Here is a 15196-nt window from a genome sequence, read left to right on the forward strand (position 1 = left end):
TCGAAATGCGTATGAAGGGAAAACGTGTTGTCGTCACGGGAGGCGCGCGTTCGATCGGACGCGCCTGCGCCGAACGCTTCGCCGAGGAAGGCGCGGATGTCGCCATCCTCGATGTTCTTGCCGACCGGGGCGGGACAACCGCGGCGGAGATCGCCAGGCAATACGGCGTCGATTGCCGTTTCTATGAATGCGACGTCGGCACGAAATCGTCGGTGGACAGCACCATCGACCGGGTCATCGGGGACTTGGGCGCCATCGACATCCTTTTTTCCAATGCCGGCATCACGCGCCGTGCCGACTTCCTCGAGCTCACCGAGGAAGACTGGGACGATGTCATCCGGATCAATCTGAAGTCGATGTATCTGGTTGGCCAGAAGGTCGCCAGGCATATGGTCGAGCGCGGCGGAGGAGGGGCGATCGTCAATATGTCGTCCTCCTCGGTCAGGATGACCATGCCGACGATTGCACCCTATGCCGCGTCGAAAGGGGGCATTTCGGCGCTCACGACGGCCATGTCGCTGTCGCTGGCTCCGCATGGCATCCGTGTGAACGCCGTCGGTCCGGGCACGATCTACACCGAGCTCAACAAGGACAATCTCCTCAAGGATGTGGAGAAGCGCCGGGAAGTCCTGTCGCGCATCCCGCTGATGCGATTTGGCGAGGGGCGCGACGTCGCCAATGTCGTGCTGTTCCTGGCCAGTGACGATGCCGGCTACATCACCGGCGAGACCCTCTACATCGACGGCGGCCGGTCCGGTCTCAACTACACCCTTCCCGTCGAAGAGAAATAGGAACCATCCGCCATGTCCGACTACTCAAATCTTCTGGTCTATCTCGACGGAGAATTCGTCGCGTGGAACGACGCCAGGATCCACGTTTTCACTCCGGCGGTCAAATACGGCGCCGCCGTGTTCGAGGGCATTCGTGGATATTGGAATGGCGACACGGAAAAGATGTATCTCTTCCGGCTCGAAGAGCATATGCGCCGCCTGGAGCTCAGCCAGCGGATCATGCGCTTCGGCCAGATCGTCCCGGCTGAAACCATGATGGAGGCGACTGTCGAGCTCATTCGCAGGAATGCGTTCCGTGCGGCTGTCCACATTCGCCCGACGGTCTATGTCGCCGGCGCCGGCGAGAGCAATGCGCAGACCCCGATCGGCACGTTCATAACGGCAATCGCGCGCGATACGCCCAAGAAGGTGGAACGTGGCGTGCGCGCTCAAATCTCGTCCTGGCAGCGCATCTCGGATAACGTCATGCCGGCACGTGCCAAGGCGAACGGCAATTATAACAATTCCCGTTATGCCGGCCTGCAGGCCGCCAAGGACGGCTATGATGCGGCGATTTTCCTCAACAGCCGTGGCAAGCTGTCGGAAGGTCAGGCAATGTGCCTCTTCCTCGTTCGCAACGGCGTTGCGGTGACGCCCTCGGCAACGAGCGACATCCTCGAGAGCATTACCCGTGATACCGTCATTCGCCTGCTTCGCGAGAAAGGTATCGAGGTGCAGGAGCGGGACGTCGATCGCAGCGAATTCTTCGATGCGAGCGAGGCGTTTTTCTGCGGGACCGGGGCCGAGATCACGCCGATCATCGATGTCGACGGCGACGCTATCGGCGCCGGCACGCCCGGCGAGCTGACCAGGGCACTGCAGGCCACGTATTTCGATCTCGCGTTCGGCCGCACGAACCCGGATCACGCGTGGCTGACGGCGGTATGACAGGCGGTATGGACGAGGAGGGCGCGATGGATACACGGATCTTGTCGACGGTCGATGCGGTTCTCGCCGCGATCGGCAGGGAAATCGGCGTAAGCGAATGGCTGCTGATCGAGCAGTCACGCGTCGACGCCTTCGCGGCTGTCGTCGGAGATTTTCAATGGATCCATTGCGACCCCGCACGGGCCGCGAAGGAGAGTGCGTTCGGCGGTACGATCGCCCATGGCGCCCTCACATTGTCGCTGGTCTCGACCCTGCGCGAAGACCTGCGCGGAATGCGGATCGAGCTGAACGCGAAGATGGGCGTGCTCTACGGCTACAACAAGGTGCGTTTCGTCTCGCCCGTCCCCGTGGGATCGAGGATCCGCCTGCGGCAGACCCTGGCCGATGCAAAACTGGTCAAGCCGGGGGTTTTCGAAATGCAGTTCAAGGAGACCGTCGAGGTCGAGGGCAAGGAGCGCCCGGCGCTCATCGTCGAGGCCATCAACCGCAAGTTCCTGGACTGAGAAGGCCGGAACGCCTCGTGACCTGCTTCGACCTATCGAAGCAGGTTTCTCGTCATCTGCTCGCTTGTGGCGTCGTTTCTGAGTTTGTAGCCGGTTTGCGAGGACCGAACCGCGAACTCGCACTGATGCGCGTGATCGAGCGTTGCCTCACGAGCCGCTTCGGCATCGCCCTTCTTGATCGCATCGACGATACGCTGGTGTTCTTCCGCGACTTTCAGCGGCCGTTCGCCCACGCCCTGATAGTCCAGGCGGACGATCACCTGCCGGATCATCGTGCTGAGGAAGATCAGCATCTGGTTCTTGGTGGCGCGCGCCAACAACACATGGAAGCGGTTTGCCTGGGTTTGGCAAAGCACGCGGTCCGTGGTGTTGGCGAGCATGATATCGATCGACTCCTGGAGGGCGTCGATGTCTTCCTTCGTGTGCCGCTGTGTCGCCAACTCGGCTATGATCGGCTCGATGTGTTCGAGCGTCTCGTGGACCTGATCGATCGAGGTGTTCTGTAGCCGCATGAGCGTTGTGATCGCCGGCACGAACTTCAGCGGATCAGGCTCGCAGATCTCCGCGCCGCCGTTTCGTCCGGAGACGAGGCGGATGAGGCCTTCCGCTTCCAGCGTTCGCAAGGCCTCGCGGATGACCGCGCGGCTGAAGCCGAACTGCTCGATCAGATCCTTCTCCTGCGGCAGGCGGTCGCCGACGCGCAGCTTGCCGGCATCGACCGCCTCTCGAATCTGAGAGACGATCACCTGAGATGCTTTTCCGGGATTGGCTGAATCAAACATCTTCCTGGTCGCCGCCTGCGATGTGTCTTGCTGAGTATCCACCAGACTAAGGCCTCGCGCTGTTTCTCGATATCTGTCTATCGGGGTTACTATTCTACTCATACCCAATCCATCTTTGCATGTCTATCATACGCCCTCAGGGCGTTTGATCTGTAGGCCGCAGCCCTCCTTGCGACGGGTCGAGCCATGGCGCGACTTCATGCAGGGCCAAGGGTTTGACGGGCATTCGTGCCGTGTCGGGTGCCGGGATGCTGTCGGCGGCAGCGCAATGCCGGCGGACGAGTTGCGCGACGGCAAAGCCGCACATCCGCCCCTGGCATCTTCCCATGCCGGCACGGGTGCATTGCTTCACCGCTCGCTGGGCCCCGTCCCACATCTCGGCATGGTAGTCGATTTCCGCGCGAGGGACGGACTCGCATCGGCAGACGATCGTGTCCGGCTTCGTGAGATCGAAGATCTTCGGCTTCAGCGCGAAGGACTTCAGCATGTGGTGAGCGAACTGCCGGCCGGCCGACCTGGTTCGCGACGCTGCCTCCCGCTTGTGGACGGCTCCCGGAGCAAGCCTGTGGCCCAGGTGCTCGAGAACGCTTGCGGCGGCAAGGATGCCCTCGGCCTTCGCCACGCGGTGCCCGCCAATTCCGGCGATTTCACCGGCAAGATAAACGCCGTCACGCGAGGTTTGGAGCTGACCGTCGGCTTTGACGAAGTGCGCCTGCTGAACCGGGTCCCAACGCAGCTCGCACCCCAGAAGCCGGGCTATCTGAACATTCGGCACGAAGCTGAAACTGGTCAGCAACGTATCGGCGGGTACCGTTCGGCGCGTTCCGGGAATCTCGCTGTGCGCAGCGTCGAATTCGGCGATCACGACTGCACGCAGAGCGACGTCGCCAACAGCTTCCACGACGCTGGTGCCCATGGAGACGTGAAGGCCCAGTCGCCGCATCCTGGCCAAGTACCCAAGCGCTTCCCGATAGATATGAAAATGCCTGTAGGGCTGCTTGACACGGAGCGGCCAGAAGCGATCCCGCGACAGTTCGCAGATTGCCGCCAGTTCGGCGCCTGCAGCCGCCAGCTGGGTCGACACGGGATACAGAAAGGGGCCTGTGCCGGCAATCACGACCTGTTTTCCGGGAAGAATCCCCTGGGCTTTCAAGAGGGTCTGGGCGGCCCCGGCCGTCATGACACCGGGCAGAGTCCATCCGGGAAACGGGATAACCCGTTCATGGGCGCCGGTGGCCAGAATGATCGCTCCCGCCGATATGCGCCCCGAATGTCCGCCCTGCGTATAAAGGATGGTCTTGCTGTCCTCGACGCCCCAAACGAGGGTGTCGGTGGAGATGGTTGCGTGATCGGCCTTGACCTTGCCAATCAGGTCGCGACCCGCCTCCTGCGAGGGGCCGACGATCGTTTCGGGCAGGGAGCCGGCCAGCCTGCTCTGACGGTAGTACTGGCCGCCGGGACGCGCATTCTCGTCGAGAACGACGACGTTCACACCCGCATCGCTGAGGAGCGCGGCGGCCGAAAGGCCGGCCGGGCCGGCACCGATGACCAGGACGTCCGTGCTGGCTGGAGGGCGTTGCTGCGTCGTCATTCCGCACGATCCTTCGACAAGGCGGGAATCTCGATCGTCATGCCGGGCTTGCAGGCCGTCATGCACGCTCGCTGGGACCGCTGGCCGTCCACGTCGACAAGACAGTCGTAGCAGACGCCCATCCCGCAGAACTGGCCGCGTTCGCGGCCCGTTTCGCGAGTTTTCCTGAAAACGTTCATGCCCGCAGCGAGGAGGACACCGGCCACCGTCTCGCCGGGATATGCGCGGACCGGCATTCCGTTCACGGAAATGTCGAACGGTTGTCCGCGCTTTACGGGGGCGACGCGTAGATCAATCATTCTGACCTCACATTCATAAAACTAGTATACTATATATCCTGCCATGAAGGGTAAGTCCAGCGAACGGAACAAACATTCGAGGCGGCAGGAACCCGGTCTCCATCGATGGCAGCCGACTGAGGAGGTTCCATTGCGAAACTGCATTATTGGGTGTACTGGTATCATATAATCGTGCTGAGGGAGGTGAAACCGTCATGGTGCATTTGGCGTTTCTGGATGCCGTGGATCCGAGGATTCGGGAAGAGATCGGCAGGCTTCTTCCCTCCGGCTGGCAGGTATCGTGCACCCTTTCCAACGATAGGCGCGACCGGCAGGCGGCTGCCGCAGGTGCTGACGTGGCGATGATAATCGGAACGGGGATCGATGCTGCGCTCCTGGAGGCAGCGCCGAATCTGAAGTTTGTCCAGAAGCTCGGTGCGGGTGTCGACAATGTGGACCCCCAGGCGTGCCAGCGGCACAATGTAGGGCTCGCGCGTCTTCAGGCCGGGAATGCGGGGCAGGTCGCCGAGCATACCGTCCTGTTGATGCTGGCGGCACTCCGCCGGTTACCCTATTTCGATCGTCGGACACGGGCGGGACAGTGGTTGCGGGCGGAAGGTCGGGCGACTCAACGGCAATTGGCCGGCAAGACGGTCGGGATCGTCGGTCTCGGCGCGATAGGGCGCGAGGTTGCACGCCGTCTTGCCGGTTTTGACGTCGATGTCGTCTATTACGATATCAGACGGCCGGATGAGGATACCGAGGCAAGACTGGCGGTCCGCTTTTGCGAATACGAGGAGCTGCTCACCTGCTGCGACGTGGTCAGCCTGCATGTCCCGCTCACGGCGCAGACCCGGAACATGCTCGATGAAAGACGCATCAGGATGCTGAAGCCGGGCGCCACGATCGTCAATTGCGCCCGGGGCGGCTTGATAGACGAAGCGGCATTGGCCCTCGCACTCGATCGCAAGGAGATCTTCGCGGCGGGTCTCGATACGTTCGACGTCGAACCTTTGCGCGAATCGCCGCTGTTCACGCGCGAGGATGTTGTGGTGACGCCCCATCTGGCGGGCGCGACACTGGAGAATTTCGTGAAGATCTATGAACGCGGCCTGGCGAATATCGAGCTGTTTCTGTCCGGACGCCCGCTCCCCGACGGCGAACTCTGCATCCGGCAGGGCGAGGGATGGTCAAACTAGAGCATTTCCAGCCGAAGCGGGATCGCTTCTGTGTCGGATAATACAGTAAAAACAAGAGCATATAGCATTTCCGGTGAGCCGGAGTTCACCGGAAATGCTCTAGGCGGTCTTCCGCTTGCCGTGCGAGGGGAGATTTTCGGTCCGGCATGGCCGGCGCTCGTTCCCGGTGCCGCCTGGCGGTAAAATCAGGGCGCCTCGATCGTGCTTTCGCCAGTCGAGGCGCCCACATCCGCTGGATGTTTGGATCATCCCTCAGTGACGATGAGGACGTCGAGTGCCTCGACCTTGTCCTCAAGGCACCATAGGGGGTTGATTTCGAACGCCTGCACCTGATCGCCGAGCGACAGGCTCGCCTGCGTGATCCGGTGGATCGCCGCCGCGGCCTTTGCGATATCCACTTTCGGGCCGCCCCGAGCGCCGTTCAACAGCGGGCTTGCGCGCAGAGAGCGGAGCATCGTCTGAATATCGTCCTGCGTCACAGGAAGGACGCGCAGGCTCACGTCCTTCAGGGTTTCGATCCAGATGCCCCCAAGTCCGACCGCGAGCGTGGGGCCGAAGGACGGATCGAGCGTGACGCCGGCGAAAAGTTCCACCCCACGAGGGCGCATCGGGCTCACAAGGACACCCTCGACAGTGGCGCCCGCGACACGGCGCTCCGCCGCGGCGACGCGCTCGTAGGCGTCGCGCACCGCCTCGGCCGTCTGGAGATCGAGGGCTACGCCACCGATGTCGGACTTGTGCGCGATCTCGGCGGCGCAGATTTTCAGGACGACCGGATATCCGAGCTTTTCCGCGGCGATGACGGCTTCCTGCGCGTCGTTCACCAGTTCCGCCGGAACAAGCGGCACGCCGCTCGCTTCGAGAAGCTTGCGGCCGGCATATTCCGACCAGGGGCCTTTGCGGGAATCGTGAAGCGTGATCGCCGGCGCCGGGGTTTCGGCTTTGCCTGCGGCGAGGGCCGCGCTGCGGGCCTTTTGCCACCGGACGCAATGCCCGAGGGCCGTCATGCCGAACTCGATGCCGCCGAGCATGAAGATGCGGTTTGCATCGTAGAGCTCCCGCGCAAACGGACCCACTTCCATGCAACTCAGGCTGACCGGAACGATCGCGACAGGGGAGTTGTCCAGCATGTCCCGAACATAGGCCATTCGGGCCGCTTCCTTTTCCGCCGCGGCATCGTCGGGACGGGTCTGCGGAACCACGTTGAAACCGAGATAGAGGACGAAGTCGATGTTCGGGTCACGGCTGACGATTTCCGCAACGACATCCATCGGAACGGCGGCCGTGCCCGTTTCACGCAGGGTATCGACGGCAGCCGTGTCCAGGGGATTCTGCACCGTGGCGAATGAGGGGAGATAGTCCGCGAGCGCCTTCCTTGTCTCGGGGCTGAAGCCGGGAAGCTCCAGACCCTCGTCGGATGCGCGGTCGGCAATGATGTCGCAGGCGCCGCCCGACGCGGTGACGGCGCCCATGCGTGCGCCCTTGATGTGCACGCCGCTCGCGAAGAGGCCGGCGGTGATCAGCAATTCCTCCAGGCTGCGCACGCGCGCAACGCCCACCTGGCGAAGGGCTGCATCGACCAAGGCTTCGTCGCCGGCGACCGCGCCGGTATGGGCAAGCGCGGCTTTCTGACCTTCCGGCGTGCGCCCGGCCTTGAGCACGACGATCGCCTTGCCTGCGACGAGAGCCTGGCGCGCGAGATCGAGGAAGCGGCGCCCGTTGCGGAATTGCTCGGCGAAGATCGCGATCACCCGGGTCTCGCCATCGGCGATCAAATGCTCGATCACGTCCGCCGTATCGACGATGGCTTCGTTGCCCATGCAGATGAGCTTGGAAACGCCGATGCCATGGGTCCGGGCGAGCCTCATGATGACGGTGGCAAGCGCGCCGCTCTGAAGGACGATGGAAACGTTGCCGCTTTTCATCCCGGCCGGGATTTCCTGGCCATAGGCGGAAACATCCTCCGCGATGTTCACGAAGCCCGGGCAGTTCGGTCCAAGGATCGTGATGCCGTGCGCGGCGGCCTTGTCCTGCAGCTCGCGCTGGCGATCATGGGCGCCGGATTCGCCGAAGCCTGCGGCGATGATCACCGCGTTGCGGATCCCGACGCTGGCAGCATCGTCCAGGACCGACCCCACGAAATCGGTCGGAGTCGCGATATAGACGAGGTCCACCGGCTCCTTGAGATCGCGGAGGCTGGCGAGGCAGGGAATGCCGAAGATCGTCCGGCGCTTGGGATTGACCGGCACGATGCGGCCCTCGAAGCCCTGCGCTTTGAGGTTGCGGAAGATATTCCGGCCCCAATAGGACGTTTCGGACGCGCCGACGACCGCGATGCTGCGCGGTGAGAAAAAGCCGTTCAGCGAGAGGCCGGCGGAATGGCCGTTGGTTCGACCGTCGTCGCTCGACTGGCGGAGAGCCGGGGTGCTCATTGGTTTTCTCCTGGGTTGAGGAGGTGCGCTTTTTTGGTGTGTGCCGGGCCTAAGCCTCGGCACGCACGACCGGACGGAACTTCGGCAGCGTCACGTCGTCCGTGACATGGTGGTAGACGATCTCGACGGGCATGCCGATCCTGACATGATCGGGATCCGCAAGGACGTCGACGATGTTCGTCATGATGCGGCAGCCTTCGTCGAGTTCGACGAGCGCGACGACGTAGGGCGCATCGGCCTTGAAGGCCGGCCCCGGCGCCTTGTGGACGATCGTGAACGTGTAGATCCGGCCGCGTCCGGAGACCGGGGTCCATTTCAGCCGGCGCGAACTGCAATGGGGGCAGAGCGCGCGGGGATAGAAAATGTGGGCTTCGCAATCGTCGCAACGCTGAACCTCGATTTTCTCCCGCTTGAGGCTTTCCCAGAAGGGCGCCGTGACGGGGTCGGCTTTCGGAAGCGGTTTCGTGTATTCGGTCATGGTTCAATCTGCCGCCAGAATGGCGGTCCCCGTTGCTGAAAGCTTACCACCCGTGCCATGGACCAGGCCGATCTTCGCGTCGGCGACCTGGCGCAGGCCCTGTCCGCGGAAATCTCCACGAAGCTGGCGGACGCATTCGATGATGGTGAAGATGCCGAACATCCCGGGATGGGTATAGGAGAGGCCGCCGCCGCTCGTATTCAGCGGGAAATCGCCACCGGGCGCGATCCGGCCGCCCGAGACGAAATCGCCCCCTTCGCCCTTCCTGCAGAAACCGAGATCTTCCAGCGATGTCAGAACCGTGTAGGTGAAGGAATCGTAGACCTCGGCAACATCGATGTCCGCGTGCTTGACGCCAGCCATCGCGAAAGCGTCGGGGCCCGAAATCCGGCCGGGGCCTGATGTGACGTCCGGCATCTGGCTGATGATCTGGTGATCGTGGCCTTCGCCCCAACCGAGCACGCGCACCGGTGCCTTCTTCAAGTCCCTTGCGCGTTCGACGCTGGTGACGACGACGGCGCCTGCTGCATCGGTCACGAGGCAGCAGTCCAGCTTGCGGAACGGCCAGCTGACATAGGGGGAGGCGAGGACCTCCTCGATCGTCAGCGGATCGCGCTTGAACGCCCTGGGGTTCAGTCGCGCCCATCGGCGTGCGGCAACGGCGATTTCCGCAAGCTGGCGATCGGTCGTGCCGTACTGGTGCATATGGCGCGCGCAGGCCATGGAATACGCGCCCGGCGCGCCGGGCATGCCGTAAGGGTGTTCGAACTGGCCTTCCATTCCCTGCGCGCTGCTGGCGGAAGCGGGCAGGCCGACACGAGACCTGCCGCTTTCGCCGTGGACGATCAGGGCCACCTCGATCCTCCCCGAGGCGATCGCCGCTGCGGCATGGCCGAGATGCACGACGAAGGACGAGCCGCCGACATGCGTTCCGTCGTAATAGCGGGGGTGGATGCCCAGATATTCAGCCACCTCGGTCGTGCGGAACCCCGCCGTGAACAGTCCATCCACGTCGCGGAGCGCAAGGCCGGCATCGTCGAGCGCATTGAGCACGGCTTCACCCTGGAGTTGAAGCGTGGATTTGTTCGGAACAACGCCGATCTCGTCGGATTCGGCAACGCCGACGACGGCGGCTTGTCTGGTTGGCATTACCTGCTCTCCTCTTTGCGCACCCAATAGCGGCGTCCCTCGCCGATCGCGTGCCAGTCATCGTCGCCCAGGTTGTCGACGTCGCGGCCGAACGGCATTGCGGGACGGGGCTTCATGTCGGGTTCCATATATGTGTCGAAGGCATCTGCCAGGCTCTCGGCCGTCCAGGCATGATCGCCTTCCAGCCGCGCCAGCGTGCGCGGAGGCTCGACGAGCGTGTAGCCGAAACCGTAGGAATGGAAGACCTGGCCGTTGACGTTCGCGGCGCGATCGGAAGCAAGGAAGGAGACCAGCGGCGCGACATTGTCGGGATCCTTGGGCGTGCCTCTGGCATGCTCGCTCGGCCACTTGCCGGTTTCCTCGAAGATCTTCCGCGATTCCGGCTTCGAGTCGATCATGCGCGTCGTACCGGTCGGCAGGACGACGTTCGAGGTGACGCCGTATTTTGCCATCGCATTGGCCGTGGAATAGCTGAGCCCGATGATGCCGGCCTTGGCGGCGGAGTAGTTCGGCTGTCCCGCATCGCCATAGGCCGAGCCTGACGCCAGCGAAATGATGCGGCCGCCCTTCTGCTGTCGCATCAGGGCCGTTGCCGGGCGCAGAACGTTGAACAGCCCCTTGAGGTGAACGGCGACCACGATGTCCCATTCCTCCTCCGTCATGTTGAAGATCATGCGGTCGCGCAGGACGCCCGCCGCGTGGACGACGATATCGAGGCGACCGAAGGTGTCGACCGCCTGTTCGACCATTCCCTGGGCGGCGGCATGGTCGGCGACCGAACTGCCGTTGATGACGGCTTTACCGCCGAGCGCCTCGATGGCGGCTTGCGTTTCTTGCGCCGGTCCGGCGTCGGTGCCGTCTCCTGCCAGTCCCGCACCCAGATCGTTGATGACGACTTTCGCACCATTGGCCGCCAGGGACAGCGCGATCCCGCGACCGATCCCGCGTCCTCCGCCGGTGACGAGCGCGACTTTTCCGTCCAGCAACTTCATTTCCATTCCCTTTCCTGTCGTTCCTGCGTGCCCAAGTCCTCGGGTGTTTCGGCTATGCCACCTCGGGCGGTTTCATCCGATCGTCCTGCGTCCGCGCGTGGATATGTTCGGGCAAAGTCTGACCGAGTTTCTTCAGGTACCAGTCGGCATCGCCGAACATCGCTTCGCAGACGCACAGCCGCTTGTAGAGATGGCCGGCTTTCAACTCGTCCGTCATGCCGATGCCGCCATGGAGCTGAAGGCTCTGGGTCCCGACGAAGCGCGCGGACTGGGCGGTCTGTACCTTCGCGTGCCAAACGGTGCGCTGCGCCGACGCCGCGCCGATGTCGAGCGCTTCAAGCGCGGCATGAACGATCGCGCGCGCCTCCTCGCAGGCAAGGCTCATATCCACCAGGCGGTGCTGGAGAACCTGGAATTTGGCAAGAGGCTGGCCGAACTGCTCGCGGACCTTCAGGTATTCGATCGTGTTTTGCGTGGCCTCGGCCATGGCCCCGCAGGCCTCGGCACAAACCGCGATCGCGGCCCGGTCGATGAGATGGTCGATCGAGGCGATCTGGTCGACATCGGCACGGCCGAGCAGCGCGGAACCCGGAACCCGGGCCGACAGGCGGACTTCAGCGCCAAGCCGCGCATCGAGGGCAGGGGCTATGTTGAGAGAAACGCCGTCCGTTTCGCGCGGTACGAGGAACAGGCCGACAGGGCCATCGGCCGCGCCCATGCGCGCCGAAACGACCAGCAAGTCTGCCGCCTGTGCGCCGAGCGTGAAGGCCTTGCGGCCTTCCAGGGCGTAGCCGCCGTCGACCGGACGGGCGATCGTTGTGACGTAGTCGCGCGCATATCCGGCGTCCTGTTCGGAATGACAGAAGGCGAGACGCAACTCTCCGGCAGCGATTTTCGGAAGCAGGTCGCCCTTTTGCGCTTGCGTACCGGCCAGTTCGATGGCGCCGGCTCCGAGAACGACGGTGCCGAGCAGCCCTTCGAGAACCATGTGCTGGCCGGCCGCCGCCATGACGATGGCAAGTTCCGTCAGCCCTCCGCCGGTGCCTCCGAATTCCTCGGGTATCGCAACGCCGAGCCATCCGAGATCCGCAAACTGGCGCCATTCATTTGAGCCATATTGATCGCCGGACGGACCCGAACGCTGTTGCCACCGTTCAAAGCCGTATTTTTCCGAGAGGAAGTTCTGCAGGCTTTCGTCGAGAAGCTGGCGTTCGTCAGCGGAGAAACTGGTCATGGATCGATCCTCAAAGCCCCAAGGCGCCCTTGGCGATGATGTTCCGTTGCACCTCGTTCGAGCCGCTGTAGATTGTCGCCGCCCGGCGATAGAGGTGCTCGTAGATCAGGCCCGCGGAGACGTCCGGGCCGACAAATTCGCCGTCCCAGTTCTGTTCCAGCGCCAGGTCCTGATAAACGGGCCCGTTCCGGCCGAGCACTTCCAGTCCCATCTGGAGAATGCTTTGCTGGAGTTCGGTCCCGCGAAGCTTCAACGCCGCGGCGCCCATCATCGGCGGAGAGCCGGTCGTCCGCGCGGCGGCCAGCTGGTCGGCCATCAGCGCTTTTGCCGTCGCCATCCTGACGTCGAGTTCCGCGAGCTTCCGCCGATAGGTGGGGTCTTCCGACAGGGGGCGCCCGCCATCCTTGACGACGTCGAGCGCTTTGCGGATCTTCGCCAGATAGGCTTCGAACTTCGCGAAGCTCAGACTGTGCAGCCGCTCGTTGGCAAGGAGGAACTTGGCATAGGTCCACCCCTGGTTCTCTTCGCCGATGCGGTTCTCGACAGGCACGCGGACATTGTCGAAGAAGACTTCGTTGAGGTGGTGGTGCCGTGTGATGCCGATGATGGGGCGGACGGTGATGCCTGGGGTGTTCATATCGATCAACAGGAACGAGATCCCGGCCTGCTTCTTGACGGTCGCATCCGTCCGCACCAGGACGAAGATCATGTCGGCCCAGTGAGCCCACGAGGTCCAGGTCTTCTGGCCGTTGACGACGTAGTGATCCCCGTCGCGGACAGCGCGGGTCTTGAGGCTTGCAAGATCGGAGCCGGCGCCCGGTTCCGAATAGCCCTGGCACCACCAAGTGTTGTTCTTGGCGATATCGGCGAGGTACTTCTTCTTCTGCTCGTCGTTTCCGAAGGTGAAGATGACGGGACCGGCCAGATTGATGCCGAAATTGATCAGGGGCGGTGCCCCCGCCTTGCCGAGCTCTTCCTCGAACACGAGGAACTGTTCGGGCTCCCATCCGAGGCCGCCATGCTCCTTCGGCCACTTGCCGGTAAGCCAGCCTTTTTCGCCGAGCAGTTTCAGCCAGGCATCATATTCCGCTTTTTCGAGGTGCTGTGACTTCTCCTGCTTTCGCCGGATTTCCGCAGGGATCTTTTCGCGGCAGAATTGGCGGACCTCCTCGCGGAATGCATTCAAGCGGTTGTCGCTGCCGACAGACCTGATGAACATGCGCGCCTCCTGCACAAATAAGTATACTATTTGCCCGGTATACCTAATATCGCTTTTGCTTGTCAACCGATCTTCGCGGATTCTGGCAGATTCCGCTGCCCATATCGGCACGAGAAAAACACACATCCGGCAATTGACGAAAAAGTAAAATAGTCGCACAGTGTACTGGTGCACTCTTTTATCGCGGCCGGACAAGGCAAGCCGGGTGCGTCCTTTCAGGTCATAATCAGGGGAATTCAAATGAGCAGACGAGCAATGCGTTTTCTGGTTGCCATCGCTGGGCTTGGCTTCATGACTGCCGCGGCGAGCGCGGCATGTGAGCCCGACAAGGCCGCCGAGAAATACCCGACCTTCGCCGAAAAGCCCGTGAAGATCGCCATATCGCCGCTTTACGCGCCGTTCGCCTATGCCGAGGAGGGCTCCGACAAGCTCATCGGGAGTGACGTCGAGATCGGCGAAGCGGCCCTGGAATGCGTCGGCCTCAAACCGGAATATGTGAAGGGCGTCTTCACCAGCTTGCTTCCGACCGTGCTGAACGGCCAGACCGACATCATGAACGCAAACCTCTTCTACAACGAGGAGCGTGCGCAGAACGTCGATTTTGTCGTCTACATGAAGGCCGGCAGCGCCCTGGTGGTGCCGAAAGGGAACGAGCACGCTATCAAGTCGATGGACGACCTTTGCGGCCTTACGACAAGTGCGGTTATCGGCACCTTCTCGCAGAAGGCGCTGGAGGAGCAGTCGAAGGCGTGCGAGGCGGCGGGCAAGCCCGCGATCAATATCGTGGTCGCGACCGAAACGGATGCGGCCGTGCGCGGGATTTTGAACAAGCGCATCGACTTTCTGCTCGACAATGCGGGCGCCGCCGTCGTGCGGGTGAAGGACGATCCGGAGGCGCTGGAGATCGCCTTCACCCAGGCGCGTGACGTGAAGGTCGGCTTTGCCGCCAAGAATGACAACAACGAGATTCTCGACGCCTATCTGAACGGGATACAGGAGATCTATCGGAACGGCACGGTTGCGAAGATCCTTGAGAAATATGGGATCGACCCGCAGCTTGCCATCGAGCCCGAGATCTTGCGCTGACCTGGAGCACAGACGGGACCGGCCCGATTCCATCGGGCCGGCCTTCGATCCGGAGGCCGACCATGCGCTTGCGCGTCATTTCGACCTGCGCCGACCTCCAAGCCCTCCTCGCGAAGGACCTTGGCCCAGGCGCATGGTCGCAGATCAGCGAAGAACAAGCTCGACGCTTCGAGGCGGCCTGGCGTGCCGGACCGCACGACACCGGGAGGAGATGCACGAAATCCCGGCCAGCGCTTGTTGACGGGGCACTGCTTCCCTCCCTTCTCGGGCGATTGCGGGCGAGCATCGAGGATCTGCGTTTCGAGTTTCCCAGCCGGATGAACCTCCTCTACGGCTTCGACGACGTTCGCTTTTCCGATCCGGTGCCGGCACCCGTCATGATCCGCCTTTTCCTTAGGATCGTCGACGTGAAGCTGCTCGAACCGGGGACGATCCATGTCGTTTACGCGCACCGTCTCGAAACGTCCGAGGGTCTCACGATCCTTGAGGCAAACGCGATCAACCGCATTTACCTGCAGGAGCAGGCTGTTTGAGG

The 15196-nt window shown here is 62.7% G+C and carries 15 protein-coding genes; 6 read left to right on the forward strand and 9 right to left on the reverse strand.

Annotation, left to right across the window (positions count from 1 at the left end; all coding sequences use genetic code 11):
- Nucleotides 1-5: 5 nt before the first annotated feature.
- The 3 genes from WMC41_RS23615 to WMC41_RS23625 are packed head-to-tail and all read left to right on the forward strand — an operon-like array spanning nucleotide 6 to nucleotide 2221.
- Nucleotides 6-791, forward strand: coding sequence for an SDR family NAD(P)-dependent oxidoreductase (locus WMC41_RS23615; RefSeq protein ID WP_244766384.1), 786 nt, complete (start codon nucleotides 6-8; stop codon nucleotides 789-791).
- Nucleotides 792-803: 12 nt separating this feature from the next.
- Nucleotides 804-1718 (forward strand): branched-chain amino acid transaminase, encoded by a 915-nt coding sequence (locus tag WMC41_RS23620; RefSeq protein WP_432349170.1) that lies wholly within the window; start codon nucleotides 804-806, stop codon nucleotides 1716-1718.
- A gap of 26 nt (nucleotides 1719-1744) precedes the next feature.
- Nucleotides 1745-2221, forward strand: coding sequence for a MaoC family dehydratase (locus tag WMC41_RS23625; RefSeq protein WP_432349172.1), 477 nt, complete (start codon nucleotides 1745-1747; stop codon nucleotides 2219-2221).
- Nucleotides 2222-2253: 32 nt separating this feature from the next.
- On the opposite strand, the gene WMC41_RS23630 is transcribed toward WMC41_RS23625, so the two are convergent.
- From WMC41_RS23630 to WMC41_RS23640, 3 genes are all read right to left on the reverse strand, one after another.
- A complete protein-coding gene (locus tag WMC41_RS23630) occupies nucleotides 2254-3003 on the reverse strand; it encodes a FadR/GntR family transcriptional regulator (RefSeq protein ID WP_272807746.1) in 750 nt (249 codons plus the stop codon).
- 136 nt (nucleotides 3004-3139) lie between these two features.
- Entirely contained in the window at nucleotides 3140-4594 is a 1455-nt protein-coding gene (locus WMC41_RS23635; protein ID WP_432349174.1) for an FAD-dependent oxidoreductase, read from the reverse strand.
- Nucleotides 4591-4893 carry a (2Fe-2S)-binding protein gene (locus tag WMC41_RS23640; protein WP_432349175.1) on the reverse strand — a complete coding sequence of 101 codons (303 nt, stop codon included), beginning with the start codon at nucleotides 4891-4893 and terminating at the stop codon, nucleotides 4591-4593. The genes WMC41_RS23635 and WMC41_RS23640 overlap by 4 nt, the downstream gene beginning before the upstream one ends.
- A 194-nt stretch (nucleotides 4894-5087) precedes the next feature.
- On the opposite strand from WMC41_RS23640, the gene WMC41_RS23645 reads away from it, so the two are divergent.
- On the forward strand, nucleotides 5088-6071 hold the full coding sequence (locus WMC41_RS23645; RefSeq protein WP_432349177.1) for an NAD(P)-dependent oxidoreductase: 984 nt from the start codon (nucleotides 5088-5090) through the stop codon (nucleotides 6069-6071).
- 245 nt (nucleotides 6072-6316) lie between these two features.
- Here the strand turns inward: WMC41_RS23645 and WMC41_RS23650 are convergent, their stop codons facing one another.
- From WMC41_RS23650 to WMC41_RS23675, 6 genes are read right to left on the reverse strand one after another with little or no spacing between them, the layout of a single operon-like run.
- A complete protein-coding gene (locus tag WMC41_RS23650; protein ID WP_432349179.1) occupies nucleotides 6317-8503 on the reverse strand; it encodes an acetate--CoA ligase family protein in 2187 nt (728 codons plus the stop codon).
- A gap of 49 nt (nucleotides 8504-8552) precedes the next feature.
- The gene (locus WMC41_RS23655) at nucleotides 8553-8981 is read right to left on the reverse strand and encodes a Zn-ribbon domain-containing OB-fold protein (RefSeq protein WP_432349181.1); all 429 of its coding nucleotides are present in this window, start codon (nucleotides 8979-8981) and stop codon (nucleotides 8553-8555) included.
- Nucleotides 8982-8984: 3 nt separating this feature from the next.
- On the reverse strand, nucleotides 8985-10130 hold the full coding sequence (locus WMC41_RS23660) for an acetyl-CoA acetyltransferase (RefSeq protein WP_432349183.1): 1146 nt from the start codon (nucleotides 10128-10130) through the stop codon (nucleotides 8985-8987).
- A complete protein-coding gene (locus WMC41_RS23665) occupies nucleotides 10130-11128 on the reverse strand; it encodes an SDR family oxidoreductase (protein ID WP_432349185.1) in 999 nt (332 codons plus the stop codon). Before WMC41_RS23665 ends, WMC41_RS23660 begins: the two co-directional genes overlap by 1 nt.
- Nucleotides 11129-11174: 46 nt before the next feature.
- On the reverse strand, nucleotides 11175-12356 hold the full coding sequence (locus tag WMC41_RS23670; RefSeq protein WP_432349187.1) for an acyl-CoA dehydrogenase family protein: 1182 nt from the start codon (nucleotides 12354-12356) through the stop codon (nucleotides 11175-11177).
- A 10-nt stretch (nucleotides 12357-12366) separates the two neighbouring features.
- On the reverse strand, nucleotides 12367-13641 hold the full coding sequence (locus tag WMC41_RS23675; protein ID WP_272807755.1) for an acyl-CoA dehydrogenase family protein: 1275 nt from the start codon (nucleotides 13639-13641) through the stop codon (nucleotides 12367-12369).
- 102 nt (nucleotides 13642-13743) lie between these two features.
- Here WMC41_RS23675 and WMC41_RS23680 point away from each other — a divergent pair, with 102 nt between their 5' ends.
- Together WMC41_RS23680 and WMC41_RS23685 are read left to right on the forward strand one after the other, a co-directional pair.
- On the forward strand, nucleotides 13744-14661 hold the full coding sequence (locus WMC41_RS23680) for an ABC transporter substrate-binding protein (protein ID WP_432349188.1): 918 nt from the start codon (nucleotides 13744-13746) through the stop codon (nucleotides 14659-14661).
- 62 nt (nucleotides 14662-14723) lie between these two features.
- Nucleotides 14724-15194 (forward strand): hypothetical protein, encoded by a 471-nt coding sequence (locus tag WMC41_RS23685; protein ID WP_432349189.1) that lies wholly within the window; start codon nucleotides 14724-14726, stop codon nucleotides 15192-15194.
- Nucleotides 15195-15196: the final 2 nt, after the last annotated feature.

It is taken from the genome of Shinella yambaruensis (assembly GCF_050859155.1).
Classification (GTDB): Bacteria; Pseudomonadota; Alphaproteobacteria; order Rhizobiales; family Rhizobiaceae; genus Shinella; species Shinella yambaruensis.

Bases quoted from the DNA above. Each gene is read 5' to 3' on its own strand.
- WMC41_RS23615 (WP_244766384.1), top strand. From the start codon at position 6: ATGCGTATGAAGGGAAAACGTGTTGTCGTCACGGGAGGCGCGCGTTCG.
- WMC41_RS23620 (WP_432349170.1), top strand. From the start codon at position 804: ATGTCCGACTACTCAAATCTTCTGGTCTATCTCGACGGAGAATTCGTC.
- WMC41_RS23625 (WP_432349172.1), top strand. From the start codon at position 1,745: ATGGATACACGGATCTTGTCGACGGTCGATGCGGTTCTCGCCGCGATC.
- WMC41_RS23630 (WP_272807746.1), bottom strand. From the start codon at position 3,003: ATGTTTGATTCAGCCAATCCCGGAAAAGCATCTCAGGTGATCGTCTCT.
- WMC41_RS23635 (WP_432349174.1), bottom strand. From the start codon at position 4,594: ATGACGACGCAGCAACGCCCTCCAGCCAGCACGGACGTCCTGGTCATC.
- WMC41_RS23640 (WP_432349175.1), bottom strand. From the start codon at position 4,893: ATGATTGATCTACGCGTCGCCCCCGTAAAGCGCGGACAACCGTTCGAC.
- WMC41_RS23645 (WP_432349177.1), top strand. From the start codon at position 5,088: ATGGTGCATTTGGCGTTTCTGGATGCCGTGGATCCGAGGATTCGGGAA.
- WMC41_RS23650 (WP_432349179.1), bottom strand. From the start codon at position 8,503: ATGAGCACCCCGGCTCTCCGCCAGTCGAGCGACGACGGTCGAACCAAC.
- WMC41_RS23655 (WP_432349181.1), bottom strand. From the start codon at position 8,981: ATGACCGAATACACGAAACCGCTTCCGAAAGCCGACCCCGTCACGGCG.
- WMC41_RS23660 (WP_432349183.1), bottom strand. From the start codon at position 10,130: ATGCCAACCAGACAAGCCGCCGTCGTCGGCGTTGCCGAATCCGACGAG.
- WMC41_RS23665 (WP_432349185.1), bottom strand. From the start codon at position 11,128: ATGGAAATGAAGTTGCTGGACGGAAAAGTCGCGCTCGTCACCGGCGGA.
- WMC41_RS23670 (WP_432349187.1), bottom strand. From the start codon at position 12,356: ATGACCAGTTTCTCCGCTGACGAACGCCAGCTTCTCGACGAAAGCCTG.
- WMC41_RS23685 (WP_432349189.1), top strand. From the start codon at position 14,724: ATGCGCTTGCGCGTCATTTCGACCTGCGCCGACCTCCAAGCCCTCCTC.